This window comes from Pseudomonas sp. FEMGT703P, from assembly GCF_002786345.1.
Taxonomy (GTDB): domain Bacteria; phylum Pseudomonadota; class Gammaproteobacteria; order Pseudomonadales; family Pseudomonadaceae; genus Aquipseudomonas; species Aquipseudomonas peli.
The window spans coordinates 61800-85383 of record NZ_PGCM01000001.1 but is presented as its reverse complement, the minus strand read 5'-3'; the positions used below and the strand labels follow the sequence as shown (position 1 = coordinate 85383).

Sequence of the window (23584 nt, the reverse complement as noted above, 5' to 3'; positions counted from 1 at the left end):
AAATAGGGGCGGGATCTTGCTGGTGTAATGGGCGACGTGAGTCAGGGTGACAGTTTTTTGTCGTTATTGTTTTTGAGTGTTACGTCGTTTCAACAGCCAGTGGTTTTGTTCTCTCCTTGAAAGGTATTTCGACCTTTTTTGGCATACGTGTCGGCGGTGGTCGGCAGTTGTAGTGAGGATGGAATCATGGCTACTTTGATTGGTGTCGTCAGCCAAGTTATCGGCGAAGTCTATGCAGTAGCTGGCGACGGAACGCGTCGGCCGCTCAGTGAAGGCGATCGAGTTTTTGCGGGGGAACAAATCGTTACTGGGGCCGCTGGATCTATTGCGGTTGCCATGAGCAATGGGCAGCAACTGACTCTGGGCCGCGACAGCAGCCTGAATCTCAACGAGCAAATGCTCGCCGATAATTCCAATTCACAAGTCCCTACCGCTGAAACGCCTCCAGCAGCGCCGAGCGATGGCGACTTGACCGACGTTGAGCAATTGCAGGCCGCAATTGAGGCCGGCGTCGACCCGACTCTTGAAGGTGAAGCAACCGCTGCTGGCCCAGGTGCGGGTGGTGCCGGCGGTGCTGGTGGTGTGGGCGGCGGTCATTCGTTTGTACTGCTGGGTGAAACCGGCGGTGCGCTTGATCCGATCATTGGCTTCCCAACCGAAGGGCTGAGCACAGGGCCGGAGTTTCCCGATCCTGAGCCAGTGGTAGCTGATGAGGCGCCGGACTCTTCGCCCACAATTGAAATTATCTACTTCGATCAGGAAGGCTCTGTTATCACAGGCCCAGGCGTCGTTGAGGAAGCAGCGCTCAACCCCGACGCAGTAAACAATTTGGATGGCCAGGCAGGTTCGAACCCAGGCAGTAACGCGGAAAATGTCTCCGGCTCATTGATCATCAATTCACCGGACGGTATCTCGGCCATTCAGGTACTGGATAAGGACGGCGTGTGGGTCAACGTGCAGGGCGGTGGGGTGGTTCAGGGCGTTTATGGGCAGCTAGTGTTTGATGCCGCCGGCAACTGGACGTATACCCTGGCCGACAACACGCTCAACCATTCCATTCCCGATACGGTTGGGGCTGATGATCAGCTGCTCGACCCGTTCTTTGTTCGTGTGTTTGACAACGATGGTGACGTATCACCAACGGTTCCACTCACAATTGCCGTCTATGACGATGGCCCCAGCATCCTACGCTTTGACATCTCTGAGCAGGGAGGGCTGCTGGTCGTCGATGAGTCCGTTGGTACCGGTGGCTCGACCAAAGATGAGTCTGGCTACGCGTCAAATAACGATGAAACCAGTTATTCAGGCAGTGAAACCGGCGTTATTGGCTACGCCAGTTTTAACTTGGAAAGTATCTTTTCCCTGGCCGTTGATCCAGGTGCTGATGGTGAAAACCTTGAGGCCAGGACCTTCTCCCTGACCTTGTCGGAAGACGGCGCTGACTCGGGTCTTATCGCTACGGCGGGTGGCCCGATCTTGCTATCGTTTGTCGGCGGTGATGGTGCAGACGCAGGCGACATTCTTGGCATCGCCGACGACGGTCTGGTGGTATTCCGCATCAGCATCAACTCAAGCACGGGTGCGGTCTCTGTCACCCAATATGCTGCTGTTGATCATGGCGATGACGGTAATAACCACGACACCATGGCTGCTATTGGCGAAGGTCTGATCGGCGTGACCGTGAAGATCTTCGACAACGATGGCGATTCGGCAACCTCTCCAATCGTCGAATTGGGTTCGCGTATTGGCTTTGAAGATGACGGCCCACAAGCCTGCATATTCCTCAAAGGTCCATGGGCACAAGTAACCCATGATGAAAGCGCAGGGCTGCAGAACTTCCTGACCTCTTGGTGGAAACCGGGTGATTGGGACAACGATGTCAGCTTTGTATCAGCATTCAATGGCGTGGCTGACAAGGGTGGTGATATCGACCCTACAGGCTTTGCACGTAGCCTGACGCCCATCGTGAGCACATTTGGCAGCAGCTACGGTTCAGATTTTGCCGGTGCCACTACGGTCCTCAGCCTCGAACTGACAGGTGCGTCGGGTAGTGATTCTGGTCTGAAAACCACCGATGGTACCCCCATCAATCTTTACCTCGAAGACGGCTTGGTTGTGGGCCGTGTTGCCAGTGGTGATTTCGCTGGACAGGCAGCCTTTGCTGTAGCCATCGGTGCCGATGGCTCGATCAGCATTGCCCAATACATGTCGCTGGAACACCCGGTTGGTGGCAGCAGCTATGACGAAGCGGTAACCCTGGCTGGCAAGATCAAGGCCGTGGTTACCGTGACAGACGGTGACGGTGATGTGGCGGTGGATAAAGTCAGCGTCGGCCATGTGATTGGTTTCGAGGACGATGGCCCTGTTGCCAATATCAAATCTGTGCATGGCGTGCGTGTGGTGCATGACGAATCGCATGGTTTGCAGAATGCCACGGCCACCCCAGCACCAGCTGAGGACGCCAACGATAACGACGTCAATGGCATCTCCAGTCTGTTCAACAGTGTTGTGAACAGAGGCGGTGATCTTTCTCCAAAAGGCTATGCGCAAAGCAATGGTCCGTTGGTTTCGACTGCCGGCAGCAGCTATGGGCAGGATCAGGAAGGGGCGACTTCACAGCTCAGCCTGGCAGTTGTCGGCGGTAATGGGGCTGATTCTGGGCTGGCGACCACTGCTGGTTTTGCCATCAAACTCTATGTCGAAAACAATCTAGTGGTTGGGCGTATCGTCGGTGGGCCGGATGCCGGCAAGGCCGCCTTTGCCGTTGCCATTGGCGCGGATGGCACAGTCAGCGTTGCGCAGTACGTATCGCTGGAACATCCAATTGGCGGCAGCAGTTATGACGAAGCCGTAAGCCTGGCCGGCAAAGTGCAGGCAGTGCTGACAGTGACAGATGGTGACGGCGACGTGGCTGTCGATAAGGTCAATATTGGCAGCTCGATTCGCTTCGAAGATGACGGTCCCACTGCGCACATCAATCTCAAAGGCCCTTGGGCTGATGTGACCCACGATGAAAGCGCTGGCTTGCAGAACTTCTGGAACACCTGGGCACTGGGCGATATTACGGACAATGATGTGGCTTACCTGTCGGTATTTGATGGCGTTGCCAACAAAGGTACAGACATCAGCCCGACTGGCTTTGCCAAGAGTGCAACTCCCGTAGTAACTACCCTGGGTAGCAGTTACGGTGAGGACGAAGAGGGTGCGACTGTCCAGCTGAGCTTGGTGGTGAAAAACGGCAATGGCGATGATTCCGGCCTGCGTACCACCAGTGGTTACAGCATTACTTTGCATCTTGAGGGCGCATTGATCGTTGGTCGCATCGTGGGTGGTGCAGATGCCGGCAAGGCCGCATTTGCTATTGCTATCGGTGCCGACGGTTCGCTGAGCGTGGCTCAGTATGTGTCGCTTGAGCATCCGATTGATGGCAGCAGCTTTGATGAAGCCGTCAGTCTGGCGGGCAAGATTCAGGCGGTTGTGACGGTCACTGATGGCGACGGCGATGTAGCGGTCGATAAGGTCGATATTGGTAGCGTGATCCGTTTCGAGGATGACGGCCCCACCGCGAATATCAGCCTGGTAAGAAATGCCGGGGTTACTTACGATGAGTCTGCCGGGCTGCAAAATGCAGTCGCCACTCCACTCATTCCGGGGGATGCCAACGACAACGATGTTGCTGATCTGTCAGCACTCTTCGCTGCGGTCGGTACACCGGGTACTGATCTGGATCCAGTCGGCTACGCGCAAAGCAGTGGTGCGGTCGTCAGTGTTGCGGGTAGCAGTGTTGGCCAAGATGAAGAGGGTGCAGCAACAGTTCTTAGCCTGGCCCTGCAAGGCGGCAATGGCATGGACTCAGGGCTGAAAACTACAGACGGCTTCACTATCCGTCTGCATGTCGAAGGTGATCTGGTCGTCGGCCGTATTGATGGCGGCGCCGATATTGGCAAGGCCGCATTTGCCGTAGCCATTGGCAGTGACGGCACGCTGAGTGTTGCGCAGTACATCTCGCTTAAGCATCCGGATGGCAGCAACGCAGACGAATCGCTTAGCCTCAGTGGCAAAATCAAAGCAGTGCTGACCGTTACTGATGGCGACGGCGATGTGGCGGTCGACAAGGTCGATATCGGCCATGTGATTCGTTTCGAAGATGATGCTCCAACTGCCGGCCAGGTAACCGCAGCGGTTGTTCTTGATGACGAAGGCCTTGCCGGTGGCATCAATGGCGGGCCAGGCGATGTTGCCGGCGCTGCTACCAGCACCCGTGGGAATTTGGCATTCAATGCCGGTGCCGATGGCCTCAAATCCATCGCGCTCAGCGGTCCGCTGAACTTGGGTTCGGAGGCCGTGACATCCAGCTGGGATGCCCCCTCCAATACCCTGACGATCAGCTCTCTCCGCGGGGCATTGCTGACAGTGGTGCTCACTGACCCAGCCAGCGGCGCCTACACCATCAACTTGTTGAAGCCGCTGATGCACCCCGTGAGCGGCACCGAAGACGATATCACCCTAAACATCGGTTACACGGTGACTGACGGTGATAACGACTCGGCTACTGGTTCATTGGTTGTGACGATCGATGACGATACCCCGACCATTCAGGCCGGGAATATTGGTGTGACTTCCTTTGTCACCTTCCAGGGCACCGATGCGGGCTTTAGCAACTCCTATGGTTACTACAACAAGGCGCCAGACGGTTCACCGCTAGACGGTAAAGTGATTTGGGCCAACGTACATGATCAGTCGGTTGGCGATGTGGCTGATCTCAGTGGCCTGGATCCAGCCAATACCGGCTTCTTTATCATCCCTAATGGCGGAGCCAATCCAGGCCTGGCTAACGGCTCGATTGTGACCTTCGAGTTTGTCGCCGGTCAGTGGCAGGCTCAGCTGGGTGGTGTGCCGCTTGTGGGGGCAGACGGTGCCAATGTGCTGTTCAGTGATGCCAGCCTGAATCCTGGCGGATCGCATTTGCAGGACACCGGCAACGCGGGCAATCAGAACTGGGAGGACAAAACACTCACCTCGGATTACGACTACAACGATGTCGGCACCAATGTCACCTGGGGTTCTGCACTGCAGGTCGATGAGTCGGCCTTCCCTATAGACGCCACTGCTAATTTCAGTGGTGTTTTCAACGTGCAGCCTGGGGCTGATGGCCTGCAAAGCCTGACCTATAAGCTGGCCGTGCAGAATGCCAATTCGGGGTTGGTGGATACCGAGACCAACCAGTCGGTAGTGCTCAGCTTGAATGGTACGGTTATCGAAGGGCGTACCTCGGGTAGCAATCAGTTGGTGTTTACCTTGAGTGTTGATGCCGCTGGCACGGTCAAGCTGGATCAACTGCGAGCCATTGTTCACCCAACGGGTGATCCTGACGAGGCCAAGTTCCTTGGCGCGGGGCATGTCAGCTTGAATGCCGTCGTAACCGATGGTGATGGTGACCAGGCCAGCGCCAGCCTTGATATTGGTACGGTCATCAGCTTTAAAGATGACGGCCCAAGTGTGCTACCGAATAGCTTGGTGCAACTCGACGACGACGCCCTTGCCAACGGTATCCCGGGCGGCACGAATGATGACGTTGACGCACTAAACTTCAGCGGTACGCTGGGGCTGAACTTCGGTGCTGACGGTGCCGGTACCGTGAAATGGCTGGATTCCGGAGCACCGGGCGGCTTCACCTATCAGGCAAGCCCGGATGGCTCACAACTGTTGGTGAAGCAAGGCGCTACCACAGTGCTGACGCTGACGCTGAATACCGCTAGCGGTGCTTACACCGTCACTCAGAACGCACCTATCCAGCATGCCAATGCTGATTTGGAGAACAACCAGGCCTTTACTCTGAACTATCAGGTAACCGACAAGGACGGTGACAAGGTTGAGGGTACGTTGTCGATCAATGTCGACGATGACACCCCGTTAGCTCGCAATGACGTCGCCAGCGTGGCGGCCAGCCAAGACCAAGACTTCAACGTTGCCTTTGTACTCGACTCAAGTGGCAGCATTGGCAACAGTGCATTCAACACGATGATGAATGCGGTGAAAACGGCGGGACAGGAGCTTTTTAATGGCACCAACGGTGATGTGAAAGTCACTATCGTGGCGTTCTCCTCTGACTCAGTGTCTTACCCGCCAGTGACCACCTTGGCCGCCTTTAATGCACAGGTCGACAGCATCATTGCCAATCGTCCGTTCAACGGCGGTACTGATTTCACTGACGGCATTCAGGAAACCATGGCGACTTATGTGCCTGTTTCGGGCGCAAGCAACCAAGTGTTCTTTATCAGTGACGGCAACCCGAATGAACAAACGGGTACTGGTGGCAATTCCCTGGATGATGGGACTGCCGCTGCCTGGAATAACTTCGTCGACAGCAACAGTATTAATGTCACCACCATTGGGGTGGGCGATGGTATTAATCTGCCGCGGCTGCAGGATGTCGATCTGGATGGTGCTGGCGCACCGATTCTTGTGGGTAACTTCGATGACCTTATCGATACCTTGCTGGGTCAAATTGGCGCTTTAGTCAGCGGCAATGTCCTGCTTGGCAGCGACAACGCTGTAGGTGGCGGTGACGATGATAGTTTCGGTGCCGATGGCCCGGGCTACATCCAATCCATCGTGATCAATGGCATTACGTATGTATGGGATGGGGCTGGCGTTATCGATCCAAGCAGCGGGCCGAATATTGTTGGTAGCCAGCTGACTGATATAGCGACTCCTGAAGGTGGCACGCTCGATTTCAACTTCAGCACGGGCGCTTGGACCTACCAGGCCCCCTCGAATGTGCTGGGTGATAAAACTGAGACCTTCACCTACAGCATCGTGGACAAGGACGGCGACCCATCGACTGCTACCTTGACGGTTTATGTCGAAGACAGCAGCCCCGTTGAAGGCTACGTCGATGAAGATAACCTGCCTACTGGCATCATTGACCCAGATTCAGTGACCGATGTTGCCACTGGTTCGGTGGCGTCGCTGGTGGTGGGGCCGGATGCCGGTGCGCAGTTCACCCTGTCGACTACGCCAGCGGCTCTTGGTGGTATTACGCCTGCCAGTTCAGGCGGTGTGGCGTTGGTCTACAGTGTGCTCGGCGATACCCTGACCGCTAAAGCGGGTGCAACGGGCCCTGTGGTGTTCACCTTGCAGGTGGCCAGTAATGGCGACTACACGTTCAATCTGGACAAGTCCCTAGATCATCCACTTGATGGCAGCAATGACGCGCAATTGTTGACGCTGGACTTCAGCAGCATTCTGTTGGCCAGCAATGGGGTTAACCCACTGGTGTTGTCTGGTGGCTTCCTGATCCATGTCGAAGATGATATCCCGTTGGTTGATGCAAGCTTGAGTGGCCAGCTGCCGGCAGGGCTCAATACTCAAGATGCACAAACCATCGGAACGAATACCGACACTGCGAGCACTAATTTCAGCGGCGCCTTCTCGGCGGCTTCAAATCATGGTGCTGACGGTCCTGGCGTCGTGTCGTGGAGCTACTCGCTCGGCCTGCTGGTTGCTGAAGGTGCTCTATCTGGCATGAGCAGTAACAACCTCACCGTCAAATTGTATGAAAGCGGTGGCGTCATTACTGGTTCGACTGCGGGTAGCGAAGCAGGGGTAAATGCCAGCAACACCGTGTTCACCCTGATGGTTAATGGCGCTGGGCTGGTGACTCTCAGTCAGTTCGCTGAAATTGATCACAATCCAGGTGGTGCCACCAGTAATTACGATGTACAGGAAGCTATTCTGGCTTCCAATTTGGTTGGGCTTACCGGTAAGGCGAGCATCACTGACTATGATGGTGATACGCACGTTGATAGCGCGGTACTGGATCTGGGCGGCAAGGTGGCCTTCGATGATGACGGTCCTAGTATCAGCTTGGGCTTTGGCACCAGCCCTGTACCGGTGCTCAACACCCAGGATTCTCAGACTCTCGGCACGGCGTCAGATACAGACAGCGCAAGCTTCAGCTCGGCGTTCTCTATCACTGCATCAAGTTATGGCGCAGATGGCGCGGGTGCGGTTGTAACCGCTTACAGCATGACCCTGATTGCGCCAGAAGGAGCTTCGTCTGGCTTGAGCAGCGATGGGGCAACGATCTACCTCTATGAGAACGCTGGGGTGATTACCGGCTCTACCTCCGCGAGCGAGGCAGGCGTGAATGCCAGCAACAGTGTCTTCACCTTGTCGGTGAATGGCACCGGGCAAGTGACGCTGACCCAGCTCAAGGAGATCGACCATAACCCAGATGGCGCAACCAGCAACTACAGCGCACAAGAAGCCGTACTTGCGAGCAACCTGGTTGGTTTGAAAGCCACCGCCACCATCACTGACGGTGACGGCGATACTGCAACCGCCAGTCAGATACTGGATCTAGGCGGCAAAGTTGCCTTCGATGACGACGGTCCTAGTGTCAGTGCCGCAGCCCCTGCTAATAACAGCCTGCAAGTAGATGAAAGTGACCTGCTGAGTGATGCCACTGCCAATTTTGGTGGCTTGTTCAGTGCTAACTACGGTGCGGATGGTGCAGGTACTACGGTCTATAGCCTGAGTGTCAGTGCATCTGGTGTCGACAGTGGTTTGGATGACTCTGCCAGCGGCAGCAATATCCTGTTGTACAACGAGGCCGGTGTGATCGTGGGCCGTGTAGGCGGTGTTGCCGGTAGTGTTTCTTTCACCGTGTCGGTAAATGCGAGCGGTCAGGTCACACTGGATCAGCAGCGGTCGATTATGCATACGCCGAACACCACGGCCGATCAGGAATCCAGCCTTGCTTCCGATGGCTTGGTGAAGCTGAGCGCTACCGTTACGGATGGCGACGGGGATGTCGCCGTAACCACTGTAAACCTGGGTGGTGCTATCAGCTTTAAAGATGATGGCCCTACCACCAGCAGCAATGCCACGGTTCAGTTGGACGATGATGCGCTGGCCAATGGCATCCCGAGCGGTACTGGTGATGACAGTCCAAACTCGGTCAATACCAGCGGTACGCTCAGCCTCAACTTCGGTGCAGACGGCGCAGGTACCGTGCAATGGCAGACCAGCGGTGCTCCCAGCGGCTTCACTTTTGCAGCAGGCCCTGGGGGCTCGTTGCTGATCAGTCAGGGTGCGTCCTTGGTGCTGACTGTAACCATGAACAGCGCCACCGGTGCCTACACCGTGACACAGAACGCAGCGATCCAGCATGCCACGGGCAACGCGGAGAACAACCAGTCCTTTAACTTGACCTATCAAGTCACTGACAAGGATGGCGATACCGCTACTGGCACCTTGGCGATCAACGTCGACGACGATACGCCGTTGGCGCAGAACGATTCCGCCTCGGTAGTCGAAGGCAGCGGTGAGGATTTCAACGTCGCCTTTGTGTTGGACTCCAGCGGCAGCATTAGCAACAGCGAATTCAACACCATGATGAATGCGGTTAAGGCGGCTGGTCAGGCGCTCTTTAACGGCACCAGTGGCGATGTGAAAGTTACTGTCGTGGCGTTCTCCTCGGACTCGCTGGCCTATGCCCCGGTAACCACGCTGGCGGCCTTTAATGCGCAGGTCGACAGCATCATCGCCAGTCGTCCGTTCAGTGGTAACACGGACTTCACGGATGGTATTCAGGAAACCATGGCGGTTTACAGCCCCATCTCGGGCTGGAGCAATCAAGTATTCTTTATCAGTGATGGCAACCCCAACCAGCAGACCGGCACTGGTGGTAACTCATTGAGCGATGCCACGGCGACTGCCTGGAATAACTTTGTTGATAGCAATGGCATTAACGTCACCACTATTGGTGTCGGCGATGGCATCAACAATGCCCGTTTGCAGGACGTCGATCTGGATGGCAGCGGCGCTCCGATCTTGGTTGCTGATTTTGATGACCTGATCGACACCCTGCTGGATCAGATCGCCGGCGGCGATGTCAGTGGCAACGTGCTGCTGGGCAACAACAATGCGGTGGGCGGTGGTGATGATGATGCGTTCGGTGCCGATGGCGCTGGCCGGATTCAGTCCATCTCAATCAACGGCATTACCTATGTGTGGGACGGCGGCGCCATTATCGACCCCAGCAGTGGACCAAACATTGCGGGCAACTCACTAAGCAACATCACAACCGCTATGGGCGGCAAGCTGAGTTTCAGCTTCGCCACCGGCGCCTGGAGCTATGTAGCCCCGGTATCGGTCACTGCCAACACCAATGAGGTATTTACCTACACCATCCTGGACAAAGACGGCGACCCTTCCAGTGCAAACCTGACGGTGACCATACTCGACGTTAATCAGGCACCCAGTGGCAGCGATGCAACTCTCAGCGTGCTTGAAGACGGCAGTAAGGTGTTCTCCGGTGCTGACTTCGGCTTTAGCGACTCGGATGGCGACAGCTTGATGTCGGTGAAAATTACCGCGTTTAGTGGCGCTGGTTCGCTCAGCTATAACGGTGGCGCGGTGCCTGCAGAGATCGCCGTTGGCAATCTTGGTTTGCTGGTGTTCACGCCGGCCGCAAATGCCAACGGCAATGGCTACGCCAATATCACCTTCCAGGTGCGTGACAACGGCGGGGTTGCGAATGGCGGGAATGACCTTGATCCGACATCAAATCAACTCACCATCAATGTGACCCCTGTCAATGATGCGCCGGCTGCAACCATCACTAATGTCAGTTACAGCGCTACAGAAGGCAGCAGTTTGGTGCTGAGTGGTACTGGCATGTCGGTGGGGGATATTGATGGCGGAGCAGGGCTGAGGACCGTCACTCTGGCCGTTTCTCAGGGAACTTTGAGTGTCTCTGCGGGCAATAGCGGTGTTACTAATCTGAGTGGTAGTGGGACCTCGCAAGTAACCTTCAGAGGAACGCTAACGCAACTGAACAACCTGTTAGGTGGTATCGATACGGGCGGTGGCTCGGCCGGCAGTATCAGTTACAGCGCCGTCAATGCACCTGTCCTGGCTGCGACACTCTTACTCATGATCAATGATGAAGGCCAAGTGGGTAGCGGTGCACTGAGCGCGCTCGATACGGCGACTATCAACATTAACGCTACTGCTGACTCAACCACCGCTAATGACGATTCAGTGCGGAGCAATGTCGGCAGTAATGTGGCCTTCAATATCCCGGAATGGTCGCTGCTGTGGAACGATAGCGATACGGATGGTCCGTTGGATGTGAGCGCTATCAGCTCGATCAGTGGTGGTTCGGCTTCACATTCCGCAGGCTCGGGCTCCTATGGTGCGGTGAGCTTCAGTGATACCGGCTCAAGTGGAGGGTTATTCAGCTACACGGCCAACAATGGCTCGTCCGGAGACACAGCATCTGTGTCGGTAGTTCGAGATACCAGCGGCGATCTAGATGGCACAAGCAGTGCTGACATTTTGGTGGATGGCTTGAGCGGAGCTCATACCCTGAATGGTGGTAATGGCAATGACATCCTGATTGGCAACGATGGTAACGATGAGCTCAACGGAGACAACAACAACGACCTGCTGGTCGGAGGCAGTGGCGACGATGCCCTTAACGGTGGCTCGGGTACTGATACTGCTGGGTATTTCGATGCCATTAGCGGCGTAACGGTGGACTTGGGTATTGGCACAGCTCAGAACACCGGGGGCGCTGGTTCGGATACGTTAAACTCCATTGAGAACCTTGTCGGTTCGCGTTTTGGCGATGTTTTGACCGGCACCAGCGGCACCAACTCGCTAGTAGGTCTTGACGGTGACGACATCCTGATTGGCAGTGGTGGTAGCGATACGCTGACCGGTGGTCAGGGTGCTGACACCTTTAAATGGCTGCTAGGTAATACAGGCACCACTACGGTGACCGACTTTGCTAAAGGCGTTGACTCACTGGATCTGTCTCAGTTGCTGGTCGGTGAGGATGATACAGCTGGCAGTTTGGGTCAGTACCTGACCTTTGCCTTCAGCACCAACACCACGATAACGGTGGATGCTAATGCTGGAGCTGGTGGCGGAACAGGTCAGACTATTGTGTTGGAGGGGATCAACCTGCAAGCCGCTTATGGCGCCATGGATGCTGCCGGTGTGATATCGGCGATGTTGGGAGATGACAGCCTCAAAGTAACGGTCTGATCTGCGTGTAGATGATTAACCCGCTGCCGTAAAGGCAGCGGGTTTTTATGTTTTTAGAATGGAGAAGCCAGCGGAATTAGCGCTGCACCTGCAATTGCTTTAAATAGCCCACCACATCCGGCGCACCGGCCAGGCGCAGGCCTTCACCAAGGGCTGTGGCCTCAGTTGAGTGCTTGGGCAACAGGAGAAACTCGGGCGAGCCAGGGCCGCCCAGCAGGGATAGGCGCGCGTAGGGCAGGCCGTTGTCCAATAGCAACGCCATAAAAGCTGGGTCGCTCCAGGCCGCATTGGGCATGCCCAGTACGTGGTAGTGCTGTTGCAGGTTACTGAGCCCTTTATCGCTCAGTCGGTAATGGCTGAGTTCTGCCGGCAGGTTAACCTCCAGCTCACGCCGGCGTGCATAGGCGATGGCGCAGGCGAAGGATTCACTGTGGTGTTCACCCGTCCAGAACACTCGCTCCCCCCGCCAACTGGCTTGGCGCAGGTTGATGGGTTCGCCTGCGAGAAAGCGCGGTAGCGCCAAGCTAATGGTTTTGACGAAGTCTTTGTAACTGATGATGCGCACTTGGCGGCACGGTTCACTGGCAGCGAAGACTTCAAAGCTGGTATGGCAGGCTTGCTGAGGATTGCAGGTCGATAGGCCATCGATCATGCGCAGGTCGAACGAGGTCAATTGCTGTTCTTGCGCTTCAATCACTCGCACCAGCATGGCGTGAGCTTGCGCTTTGTCTTCCTGGACTGGGCCTGAGAGTGCGCTGCGGGGCAGGTCTATCAGACGGTGTAGCTGTGGGCCGTCTTGCCAGCAGATGCTGTCACGCACTTGCGGTAGAGGGCTAAAAGGCAGGCGCAGCTGGCTGGCGCGCTCCAGTATCTGGCGTTGTCCACGGCCGATAAGACCTAGTCGTTGCGCTAAGGCACCGAGGCGTGAGCTGAGGGTGGAAGGCTGCTCAGACAGACTCATAGCCAGGTACGAACTCCGAAATCACCATTGCCAGTTTGGCAGAGCCCACGCAGCCCTGCACAGGCATTATCGGCCATGCCGACAGGTTTTTTATGGCCTGCCATTCCGGGAGGCCACGCTTCGGACTGTCGCTGCGCGAGGTAAAAAATAGCTCCCAGCCATTTTTTACCGGGCCGGCACGCGGCGTATGGCAAGATTGCTGCAGTCAGTTGCAAAGGTGCCTCCATGCCCAGTCTGGTGTTTGATATTGCGTTATCGGCCGAGCGCTTACGTGTGGTCTATCAAGGGCGTGCCAACCGGATATTAGTGCAAAGTCGCGATGGACGGAGTGTCAGTGTGCCGGCTCACCATTTTCGGCCATTTCTGACCCATGACGGTGTCTATGGTTCCTTCGAGCTCGAGTTCAGCGCGGCCGGTGAGTTACTCAGCCTACGCCGCTTGGGCTGACAGCACCGTGTGCCTCGCCTATCAGGGGCGCAGCCGGCTATAATCGCGACCTTTGTAACTTTATCGAGCTAAGCCTGCCCATGTATACCCTGGCCCGCGAGCTGCTGTTCAAACTTTCCCCTGAAGCCTCCCATGAACTGTCCATCGACTTGATCGGTGCCGGCGGTCGTCTGGGGCTTAACGGTTTACTGACCAAGAGCCCAGCTGCGCTGCCGGTCAAGGTGATGGGGCTGGAATTCTCCAACCCAGTCGGTTTGGCGGCTGGCTTGGACAAAAACGGCGACGCCATCGATGGTTTTGCTCAGCTGGGCTTCGGTTTTGTTGAGATCGGGACCGTGACGCCACGGCCGCAGCCGGGTAACCCCAAGCCACGTTTGTTCCGTCTGCCTGAAGCTGAGGCGATCATCAATCGCATGGGCTTCAACAACCACGGCGTCGATCACCTGCTGGCCCGTGTGCAGGCAGCCAAATACAAGGGCGTGCTGGGCATCAATATCGGCAAGAACTTCGATACGCCGGTCGAGAACGCCGTGGATGACTACCTGCTGTGCCTGGACAAGGTCTATCAGCACGCCAGCTACGTCACCGTTAACGTCAGTTCGCCAAACACCCCAGGCTTGCGCAGCCTGCAGTTTGGCGACTCGCTCAAGCAATTGCTCGAAGCCCTGCGTAAGCGTCAGGAAGATCTGGCTGCACAGTACGGTAAGCGTGTGCCGCTGGCGATCAAGATCGCGCCGGACATGAGTGATGAAGAAACCATCGAAGTTGCCAATGCGCTGGTTGAAGCCGGCATGGATGCAGTGATCGCCACCAACACCACGCTGGGCCGTGAAGGTGTGCATGGTTTGGAGTGTGCTGACGAGGCAGGTGGATTGTCTGGCTCGCCGGTACGTGAGAAGAGCACGCATATTGTGCAAGTGCTGGCCAGCGAGTTGAAAGGGCGTTTACCGATCATCGCCGTGGGCGGGATTACCGAAGGCAAGCATGCGGCTGAGAAGATCGCCGCCGGTGCTAGCCTGGTGCAGATTTACTCCGGCTTTATCTACAAAGGCCCAGCATTGATTCGCGAAGCGGTCGATGCGATTGCTGCGCTACCGGGCAAGTCGTAAACAATAAAAATGGCCGGGAGCCATTTTAAACGTCGCGTAGCGATGGCCAGAAGGTTTGCCGCTCATGGAGGGCAGGCAATAAAAAGGGCTCCCTAAAGGAGCCCCTGGGCTCGCGCCCGCCGCTCGGATGGAGCGCGCATGGTGAGTCGGTAGGTTCCTGAATCAGCCGACAGCGTGAAGTTCGTTGAGTCGATGGATGCCGGCGGTGCCGGTCATGCCGTCCCAATTGTCACCGCGGCCTTCGCGCCAGCCGTTTAACCAGGCTTGGCGGACAGAGGGGAGGGTGAATGGACAGAGTTCGCGGGATTTACCACTGATGCCGTATTGATAGCCGCGCAAAAAAGCTCTTTCTAACGGATCACGCTTAAGTCTTCTCATAGGGTGTAGCCCTCAATGTTGACTGTTATGTCCCTTAGACCTTGAAGCAAGGTCAGGCAGAAACGTTCTGCCTACGGAGTCCGCTGCCGGCGTCGCGAGCCTCCTTGCCAGCACCGTTGCAGTGCTGGCCTGGGTAGATTTCTAACCAATGCGCGGGTGCCTGTGAATGACCGTTTCGTCATAAGGCCGTAACGTTTTTGAGGGTCGTGCCATAAGGCATTGCGTTGGATGCCCTGTTTTTTCGCTGTAACGCCTATGCTGTGGGCGTATGCGTCAGGTGTGCTGGTGTTGTGCTATCGCGAATGAATTGCGATTGAGACTGTTGTTTATTCCGACGAAGGGTCGCGCTTAGGCGCTTCGTCACTTATTTTGGCCGTGCCGATTTGTCGGTGCGCCGTTGATTGCCTTAGGCACTGGAAACTCCCATGTCGGATCGTTACGAACTCTTCCTCACCTGCCCCAAAGGCCTCGAAGGCTTGCTGCTTGAAGAAGCCAGCAGCCTCGGCCTTGAAGAGGCACGTGAGCACACCTCGGCCATCCGTGGCATGGCTGACATGGAAACCGCCTACCGTCTGTGCCTCTGGTCGCGTTTGGCCAACCGTGTGCTGCTGGTGCTCAAGCGATACAGCGTTCAGGACGCCCAGAGTCTTTACGAAGGCGTGCTGGAGGTTGATTGGTTTGAGCACCTGGAATCCACCGGCAGCTTGGCTGTGGAATTCAGCGGTAACGGCTCAGGCATCGACAACACCCATTTCGGTGCGTTGAAGGTTAAGGATGCCATCGTCGACAAGCTGCGCCTGAAAGACGGTACGCGGCCTTCGGTGGACAAGATCAACCCCGACCTACGGGTGCACCTGCGTCTGGATCGCGGTGAGGCGATTCTGTCTCTCGATCTCTCTGGCCATAGCCTGCACCAGCGCGGTTACCGCCTGCAGCAGGGCGCTGCACCGCTGAAGGAAAACCTCGCCGCCGCCGTATTGATCCGCGCCGGTTGGCCGCGTATCGCGGCAGAAGGCGGCGCACTGGCTGACCCGATGTGCGGTGTTGGCACCTTCTTGGTCGAGGCCGCGATGATCGCCGCCGATATCGCGCCGAATATGACCCGTGAGCAATGGGGCTTCAGCAAGTGGTTGGGCCACGTGCCAGCCTTGTGGAAGAAAGTGCATGCCGAGGCCGAAGAGCGCGCAGCAGCGGGCATGGCCAAACCACCGCTGTGGATTCGCGGTTATGAAGCCGACCCACGGCTGATTCAGCCGGCGCGCAATAACATCGAGCGTGCCGGCATGAGCGATTGGATCAAGGTCTATCAGGGCGAAGTGGCGACCTTCGAGCCGCGCCCGGATCAGAGCCAGAAAGGCTTGGTGATCTGCAATCCACCCTACGGCGAGCGCTTGGGTGATGAAGCCAGCTTGCTGTATCTCTACCAGAACCTCGGCGAACGTCTGCGTCAGGCTTGCATGGGCTGGGAGGCGGCGGTGTTTACCGGCGCGCCGGACCTGGGCAAGCGCATGGGTATTCGCAGCCACAAGCAATACGCCTTCTGGAACGGCGCGTTGCCGTGCAAATTGCTGCTGATCAAGGTGCAGCCCGAGCAGTTCGTCACCGGTGAGCGCCGTACGCCTGAGCAGCGTGAACGCGAGCGTGAACAGGCTGAGGCCGATAAGGCGCCGCTTGAACCGGTGGAGCGCCAGTACAACAAGAACGGCAACCCTATCAAACCGGCGGCTGCACCTGCTCCGGTGGTCGAACAGGCGCGCCTGAGCGAAGGCGGCCAGATGTTTGCCAACCGCCTGCAGAAGAATCTCAAGCAGCTGGGCAAATGGGCGCGTAAGGAAGGCGTTGAATGCTACCGCCTGTACGACGCCGACATGCCGGAATATTCCATGGCGGTGGATTTGTATGGTGATTGGGTGCACGTGCAGGAATATGCCGCGCCCAAGTCCATTGATCCGGAGAAAGCCAGGGCGCGTATGTTTGACGCTATTGCCGCGATTCCGCAGGCGCTGGGTGTCGACAAAAGCAAGGTGGTGATCAAGCGCCGCGAGCGCCAGAGCGGCACCAAGCAGTACCAGCGCCAGGCCACCCAAGGCCAGTTTATGGAAGTCAGCGAGGGCGGCGTAAAGCTACTGGTCAACCTCACCGATTACCTGGACACCGGCCTGTTCCTCGATCACCGTCCGCTGCGTCTGCGTATTCAGAAAGAGGCCGCCGGCAAGCGCTTCCTCAACCTGTTCTGCTACACCGCCACCGCGACCGTGCATGCGGCAAAGGGCGGCGCGCGCACCACCACCAGCGTTGACCTGTCGAAGACATACTTGGACTGGGCGCGGCGCAACCTGTCGCTCAATGGCTTCTCCGACAAGAACCGTCTGGAGCAGGGCGACGTGATGGCCTGGTTGGCCGAAGACCGTGGCGAATACGAGCTGATCTTTATTGACCCGCCGACCTTCTCCAACTCCAAACGCATGGAAGGCATCTTCGACGTGCAGCGCGACCATGTGCAGATGCTCGACCTGGCCATGGCCCGCCTGACCAAAGATGGGGTGCTGTATTTCTCCAATAACTTCCGCAAGTTTGAGCTCGATGAGAGCTTGGCCGCGCGGTATCAAGTGGAAGAAATCAGTGTATCGACTCTGGATCCAGATTTCGCCCGTAACGCGAAAATCCACCGCGCCTGGCGTTTGAGTCTGCGCGGTTGACCCGTACGCGCGCCTGCTGACAGGCGCGCCGGGTTAAGCCTTGTTGCGGATCAGCGCCCGCAATGCGAAGCGGTTGGGGTGGCAGGCCTGCGCCACATCGGCAGGCACTGGCAGCGGTTCATCGTTGAGCCAGGCGGCGATCAGCTCGCCGGACAGCGGTGCGGTGATCAGCCCGCGTGAGCCGTGGCCGCTATTGATATACAGGCCATCCAGCCAAGGGCAGGGCGTTTCCGGCACCTGGCGGGCGTCCTTGCCGAGTACTGCATAAGCTTCGGCAAAGGCAGCTGCGTTGGCTAACGGGCCGACAATCGGCAGGTAGTCCGGGCTGGTACAGCGAAACGCTGCACGGCCCTGCAGTTGCTCTGGGCTCAGCGCGGCGACGTTAAGCCGGTTGGCCAGCTCTGGCGATATCTCTTCCAGAAGATGCAGGTTGCTCGCGTGATCGGCGCTGTTCAGCGTCAGATCGTCACTGTTGAAATCGAAACTCGCACCGAGGGTATGTTCATCCTGGCGTACCGGGGCGACATAACCTTCGGCGCACACCACTGTACTTAATGCGCGGCTGGCCGCCGTCGCGGGCAGGCGGCTGATCTGCCCGCGAATGCGTTTAAGCGGCAAGTCTGCGCTTTGGGTAAACCCTTTGATCTCGGCGGCACTGGCCAACACAACCACGCTGGCGCTAGCCAGCAGCTGCTTGTCATTCCAGGCTTGCCAGTTATCACCGTCACGGCGCAGCTCCAGCGCCTCCTGATGCAGTCGCAGTTGGATGTTCGGCTGCTGGCTCAGCAGTGCGCACAGCGCCGGTGGATGCACCCAGCCCGCATCGGGGTAGAAAAGGCCGCCAGCGGGCAGGGTTATGCCGGCTTTGGCTTCGGCGGCGCTTCTGTCCAGGTTTGTCAGTAGGTCGGCGGGGAAGGCAGCAGCAAGCTGTGCCTGGCGTTGCGCTTCCTTGACATCGAAGGCCAGTTGCAGCACGCCGCAGTTGTCCCAGTCCGTGCCTTTATGCAGCTGTTCCAGTAGCCGGCGGGTATGGCCGTAGCCGCTGACGATCAGGCGTGACAGCGTGGTGTGATGGGCCGAGAGCTTGAGGTAGAGCACCCCTTGCGGGTTGCCCGAGGCTTCCTGGGCAATGGCGCCGTGCCGCTCCAGTAGGGTGACCTGCCAGCCGCGCTGGGCCAGGCTGGCGGCAGTGGCGCAACCGGCAAGGCCTGCGCCGATCACCAGTGCGCTGCGCTCGCCAACCGGCTGCTGTGGGCGGGCAAACCAGGGCTTTTCGGCTGTTTCAGCTGTACCGATAAAGCCGCCTTTTAGCACTTCCCATTTTTTTCCCAGCCCTGGTACGCGCTTCATCTTGAAGCCAGCCTCGTTCAGGCGGCGGCGTACATAACCGGTGCTGGTAAAGGTGCCCAAAGTGGTGCTGGAGTGGGACAGCCTGGCAAGCTCGGAAAACAGCTCCGGCGTCCACATATCCGGATTCTTCGCCGGGGCGAAGCCGTCGAGAAACCAGGCGTCGACCTTGGCATCCAGTTGGCCGAACAGCTCCAGCGCATCACCAATCAGCAGGGTAAGGACGATATGCCCGCCCGCAAATACCAAACGCTGAAAGCCCGGATGCAGCGCCACGTATTGCGCCAGCAACTGCTCCGCGTAGGGTGCAAGCTCTGGCCACAGCGCCAGCGCACGTTTCAGATCGGTCTTGTGCAGCGGGTATTTTTCCACGCTGACAAAGTGCAGGCGGGCGCCCGTTACGGCGTGCTGTTCAAACAGCTGCCAGGCACAAAGAAAGTTCAATCCGGTGCCGAAGCCGGTTTCGCCAATGACCAACTGCTGATTGGCCGTCAGCGCGGCGAAGCGCTCCGGCAACTGGTTGTTGGCGAGAAACACGTAGCGGGTTTCGGCCAGCGCGTTCTCGTTGGAGAAGTACACGTCGGCGAATTGGCTGGACAGCGGCTGGCCTTGCTCATCCCACTCAAGGCAGGCTTGCTGGGATGAGGTCTCTGGGGCGGAGGGCATGCTTGGCTCGGTCACAGGTAGTCGATCGCGACGATGTACCAGGTTTTCTCGCCAGTTGGCGTCTGTACCCGTACTTCGGCGTCCAGGCTTTTGCCGATCAGGGCGCGTGCCAGGGGCGAGTCGATGCTGATCAGGTTATTTTTCAGGTCCAGCTCGTCCGGGCCGATGATGCGGTAGCGCGATTCAGCACCGTCCTCATCTTCCAGGGTGACCCAGGCGCCGAAGTAGACTTTGTCTGGATCGCTGGGCCGGGCTCTGACCACCTTGAGGTTTTCCAGGCGCTTGGTCAGAAAACGTACGCGGCTGTCGATTTCGCGCAGCATCTTCTTGCCGTAGGTGTATTCGGCATTCTCCGAACGGTCGCCCTGGGCTGCAGCTTCACTGACGGACTGGGTGACCTGTGGGCGGCGTACATGCCACAGCTCATGTAGCTCGGCGCGCATGCGGGCCTCGCCCTCGGGGGTGATCAGGGCAGTGCCGGCGGAGCGGGGTGGGCGGTAGCGACTCATAAGAACCTATTTAACGTCTGCTGCGCGTCGGCCCTGCTGCGTTAAAAACAGGCCGGGACGCGGCGTCTCGAAATGCTCATGTACAAAAGTACACTCCGCTTCCTTGCCGCTTGGACCAGCCTGAGGCTGTTACTAACGTAGCGCCTTGCAGGACTCTAGCTCGCAAGACACTAAACTGGTTCTCGGACGGCTGAGAAAGGTGGTGCGCGAGTCTATCAGCCCTCGCGCAGCACCGTCAGCGGGCTGATATTCAAGGCGCGGCGCGTGCCGAGAACGCCTGCCGTACCGACCAGCAGCGCACCAATCAACGGCAGCAAGAGCAACCAGGGGTGCGGTTGCCAGGTGAGGTCGAAGGCAAAGCGATAGAGCAGAAAGCTGATTAGCTCACAGCCAAAAGCCGCCAGCAGCCCGCTGGAGGCACCAAGCAGGCCGAACTCCGCACGACGGGCCTTGATCAGCAACTTGCGCTCGGCACCCAACGCGCGCAGCAGAGCGCCTTGGCGAATGCGTTCATCCAGGGTGGCTTGCAGCCCGGCGAACAGCACAGCAAGGCCGGCCGCCAGCACGAACAGCAGGACAAACTCGATGGCCAGGGTGACCTGGGCGAGGATGCTGCGCAGTTGTTCCAGCAGCGCCTCGACCTGCAGCAAGGTCACGGCCGGGAAGGCACGCGACAGCTCAACCAGTTGCTTTTCGTACTGCGGCGGCAGGTAGAAACTGGTCAAGTAGGTGACCGGTAGATCCTGCAGGGTGCCGGGCTGGAAGATCATATAGAAGTTGGGCTGGAAGTTATTCCAGTCCACTTCACGCAGGCTGCTGACCACCGCATCTCGGTTAAGGCCGCCGACGCTGAAGCTCAAGCGGTCGCCGAGTTTCAGTTGCAGGCTTTCGGCCAGTTCGGACTCCACCGATACGCCCGGTAATTCGCTGGTATTGGCATCCGTCCACCAGTTACCGGCGATCAAGTTGTTATCCGCTGGCAAATCCTCGGCCCATGTCAGGCTTAGGTCGCGGCGAATCGCGCGCTCGCCCTGGGATTCCTTGCTGACGATCTGTCTTACCGGTTCGCCATTGATCATCACCAGTCGACCGGGCACCACGGGGAACAATGGTGCGGGGTGCGGTGATAGTTCATTAAGGCGAGCGGCGAAGGCGTCTTTGTCTGCCGGCAGGATATTCAGCGCAAAGTGATTGGGCGCGTTCTCAGGCAGTTGATCCTGCCAGGTGTCGAGCAGCTCGCCACGCAGCAAGGCGATCAGCGCCATGGCCAGAATGATCAGGCCGAAAGCCAACGATTGCCCGGCTGCAGCCAGTGGGTGACGCAGCAATTGGCCCAATCCCAATCGCCAGGGCAGCGAAGCGCCGGCCAGCATGCGGCGCAGGCTCTGCAGGCCGAGCAGCAGCAATCCACCGAGCAGCAGCGCGGTAACAAGGCCGCCGCCGAGTAGGGCGAAAGTCAGCTGCAGGTCGAGGCTCAAGCGCCACATGATCAAGCCGAGTGCCAGCAAGGCTGCGCCATATACCAGCCAGGAGCTGGCAGGCACCGGCAGCAGATCGCGGCGCAGAACGCGCAATGGCGGCACACGGCCGAGTGCCGCCAGCGGCGGCAAGGCAAAGCCTGCGAGGGCGACCAGTCCGGTGGCCATGCCGGCCAGCGCAGGCCACAGGCCGCCAGGCGGAATCTGCGCTGGGAGCAGGTCCTGCAGCATATTGAACAATGCAAGCTGGGCCAGCCAGCCCAGCAACGCGCCGATCAGGCTGGCCGTAATTCCCAGCAGCGCCAGTTGCAGGCTGAACAGGCCGAGTGCCTGGTTACGGGACAGGCCCAGGCAGCGCAGCAGTGCGCTCGCATCGAAACGCCTGGCGGCAAAGCGTGCTGCCGAAAGGGCCACGGCCACCCCGGCCAGTAGCACGGCGGCCAGGCTAGCGAGGTTCAGATAGCGTTCGGCGCGGCCTAGGGCGCTGCCGACCTGGCGATTGCCATCTTTGGCATCTTCCAGGCGCTGGTTGGGCGCAAGCGTGATGCTCTGGCGATACTGCGCCAAGGCATCAGCCTTGCCGCGCCACAGCTCCTGATAACGCACGCGGCTGCCCGGTTGCACCACGCCGGTGGCGGCCAGGTCGTCCAGGTGCATCAGCAGATGCGGCGTCAGGCTGTAAAAGTCACCGGCTTCATCCGGGAGAAAGGTTAGTACGCGGGTCAGGCGCAGGGTTTTGGCGCCGACTTCAACGCTGTCGCCGGGTTTCAGATTGAGGGCAACAAACAGCCGTGCTTCGGCCCAGGCTTCACCAGGCTGCGGGCCGGTGCCGATTTGTTCAGTGTCATATAGCGCGGCGGCACTCTTCAGTTCGCCCCGCAGCGGGTAAGCGCTGTCCGCTGCTTTGATGCTGGCCAGCTGGATACCCGCATCGCTGGCCACCACGCTGGAGAATTCCACCAGCTGGGCATGCTCCAGCCCCAATTGTTTACCCGTGCTGATTTGCTCGGGTGCACTGGGCGAGCTGCCCGTCAGGCGCAGGTCGGCAGCGAGAAATTCAGTCGCGCGCAGCAGCATCCCGTCGTTCAGGCGTGCGCTGAAATAACCAATGGCCGTGCTGGCGGCGACGGCGATCAGCAAGGCGAAAAACAACACACGCAGCTCGCCTGCGCGGGCATCGCGCAGCAACTGACGGCTAGCGAGAGAAAGCAGGCGGGTAAATGGCAGCTGTTTCATCAAGGTTCCACGTGGTCGACCAGGTGACCGCCTTCTAGGCGGATCAGGCGTTGGCAGCGGTGCGCCAGGCGTTCGTCATGGGTGACCAGTACCAGGGTCGCGCCGCGCTCCTGGTTCAGTTCGAACAGCAGGTCACTGATGCGCTCGCCGGTGTGGCTGTCGAGGTTACCGGTGGGCTCGTCGGCAAACAGTACCGCGGGCTCGGCGGCAAAGGCGCGGGCGATGGCTACACGTTGCTGCTCACCGCCGGAGAGCTGACGTGGGTAGTGCGTGAGGCGTTGGCCCAGGCCGACACGGTCCAGCAGGGTGCGGGCGCGCTGGCGGGCATCGGCATGGCCCTCAAGCTCAAGCGGCAGCATGACGTTTTCCAGGGCATTCAAACTGTCGAGCAACTGGAAGGACTGAAAGACGAAACCGACGTGCTCTGCGCGAACGCGCGCACGCTGATCTTCATCGAGGCTGGCTAGGTCGTTACCGGCCAGTACCACGCTGCCACTACTGGGTAGGTCGAGACCGGCGAGCAGGCCGAGCAGGGTGGATTTACCCGAACCGGAGCTGCCGACAATCGCCAGGCTGCCACCGGAAACCAGCTCCAGCGACAGATCATGGAGTATGGTTAGCTCGCCTTCCGTGCTGGGGACCACTTTGCTAAGGTTTCGCGCGGTGAGAATACTTGAGCTCATGGAGAATC

General features: G+C 58.3%; 10 protein-coding genes. 4 read left to right on the top strand and 6 right to left on the bottom strand.

Annotated elements, in window-relative coordinates; translation table 11 throughout:
* Positions 1-186 precede the first annotated feature (186 nt).
* Positions 187-12063, top strand: a complete 11877-nt coding sequence (locus CUR33_RS00325) for a retention module-containing protein (RefSeq protein WP_289238341.1) — start codon at positions 187-189, stop codon at positions 12061-12063.
* Between the two features lie 76 nt (positions 12064-12139).
* Here CUR33_RS00325 and CUR33_RS00320 read toward each other — a convergent pair whose 3' ends face one another.
* Positions 12140-13024: a DUF6685 family protein gene (locus CUR33_RS00320; protein WP_289238340.1), complete on the bottom strand. Its 885-nt coding sequence runs from the start codon at positions 13022-13024 to the stop codon at positions 12140-12142.
* Positions 13025-13249: 225 nt separating this feature from the next.
* Between CUR33_RS00320 and CUR33_RS00315 the strand changes: the two genes are divergently transcribed.
* Together CUR33_RS00315 and CUR33_RS00310 are read left to right on the top strand one after the other, a co-directional pair.
* Positions 13250-13471: a DUF2835 domain-containing protein gene (locus CUR33_RS00315; RefSeq protein WP_090255930.1), complete on the top strand. Its 222-nt coding sequence runs from the start codon at positions 13250-13252 to the stop codon at positions 13469-13471.
* A gap of 80 nt (positions 13472-13551) precedes the next feature.
* Positions 13552-14580, top strand: coding sequence for a quinone-dependent dihydroorotate dehydrogenase (locus tag CUR33_RS00310; protein WP_289238339.1), 1029 nt, complete (start codon positions 13552-13554; stop codon positions 14578-14580).
* 162 nt (positions 14581-14742) lie between these two features.
* Here CUR33_RS00310 and rmf read toward each other — a convergent pair whose 3' ends face one another.
* The gene (rmf, locus tag CUR33_RS00305; protein ID WP_090255928.1) at positions 14743-14958 is read right to left on the bottom strand and encodes a ribosome modulation factor; all 216 of its coding nucleotides are present in this window, start codon (positions 14956-14958) and stop codon (positions 14743-14745) included.
* 425 nt (positions 14959-15383) lie between these two features.
* Between rmf and rlmKL the strand changes: the two genes are divergently transcribed.
* On the top strand, positions 15384-17657 hold the full coding sequence (gene rlmKL, locus CUR33_RS00300; RefSeq protein WP_289238338.1) for a bifunctional 23S rRNA (guanine(2069)-N(7))-methyltransferase RlmK/23S rRNA (guanine(2445)-N(2))-methyltransferase RlmL: 2274 nt from the start codon (positions 15384-15386) through the stop codon (positions 17655-17657).
* Positions 17658-17690: 33 nt separating this feature from the next.
* Here rlmKL and mnmC read toward each other — a convergent pair whose 3' ends face one another.
* From mnmC to CUR33_RS00280, 4 genes are all read right to left on the bottom strand, one after another.
* The gene (mnmC, locus tag CUR33_RS00295) at positions 17691-19670 is read right to left on the bottom strand and encodes a bifunctional tRNA (5-methylaminomethyl-2-thiouridine)(34)-methyltransferase MnmD/FAD-dependent 5-carboxymethylaminomethyl-2-thiouridine(34) oxidoreductase MnmC (protein ID WP_289238337.1); all 1980 of its coding nucleotides are present in this window, start codon (positions 19668-19670) and stop codon (positions 17691-17693) included.
* A gap of 11 nt (positions 19671-19681) precedes the next feature.
* Positions 19682-20179 (bottom strand): transcription elongation factor GreB, encoded by a 498-nt coding sequence (greB, locus tag CUR33_RS00290; protein WP_289238336.1) that lies wholly within the window; start codon positions 20177-20179, stop codon positions 19682-19684.
* Positions 20180-20394: 215 nt separating this feature from the next.
* Positions 20395-22893 (bottom strand): ABC transporter permease, encoded by a 2499-nt coding sequence (locus tag CUR33_RS00285; protein WP_289238335.1) that lies wholly within the window; start codon positions 22891-22893, stop codon positions 20395-20397.
* Entirely contained in the window at positions 22893-23576 is a 684-nt protein-coding gene (locus CUR33_RS00280) for an ABC transporter ATP-binding protein (RefSeq protein ID WP_160088516.1), read from the bottom strand. Before CUR33_RS00280 ends, CUR33_RS00285 begins: the two co-directional genes overlap by 1 nt.
* Positions 23577-23584: the final 8 nt, after the last annotated feature.

Bases quoted from the DNA above. Each gene is read 5' to 3' on its own strand.
- CUR33_RS00325 (WP_289238341.1), top strand. From the start codon at position 187: ATGGCTACTTTGATTGGTGTCGTCAGCCAAGTTATCGGCGAAGTCTAT.
- CUR33_RS00320 (WP_289238340.1), bottom strand. From the start codon at position 13,024: ATGAGTCTGTCTGAGCAGCCTTCCACCCTCAGCTCACGCCTCGGTGCC.
- CUR33_RS00315 (WP_090255930.1), top strand. From the start codon at position 13,250: ATGCCCAGTCTGGTGTTTGATATTGCGTTATCGGCCGAGCGCTTACGT.
- CUR33_RS00310 (WP_289238339.1), top strand. From the start codon at position 13,552: ATGTATACCCTGGCCCGCGAGCTGCTGTTCAAACTTTCCCCTGAAGCC.
- rmf (WP_090255928.1), bottom strand. From the start codon at position 14,958: ATGAGAAGACTTAAGCGTGATCCGTTAGAAAGAGCTTTTTTGCGCGGC.
- rlmKL (WP_289238338.1), top strand. From the start codon at position 15,384: ATGTCGGATCGTTACGAACTCTTCCTCACCTGCCCCAAAGGCCTCGAA.
- mnmC (WP_289238337.1), bottom strand. From the start codon at position 19,670: ATGCCCTCCGCCCCAGAGACCTCATCCCAGCAAGCCTGCCTTGAGTGG.
- greB (WP_289238336.1), bottom strand. From the start codon at position 20,179: ATGAGTCGCTACCGCCCACCCCGCTCCGCCGGCACTGCCCTGATCACC.
- CUR33_RS00285 (WP_289238335.1), bottom strand. From the start codon at position 22,893: ATGAAACAGCTGCCATTTACCCGCCTGCTTTCTCTCGCTAGCCGTCAG.
- CUR33_RS00280 (WP_160088516.1), bottom strand. From the start codon at position 23,576: ATGAGCTCAAGTATTCTCACCGCGCGAAACCTTAGCAAAGTGGTCCCC.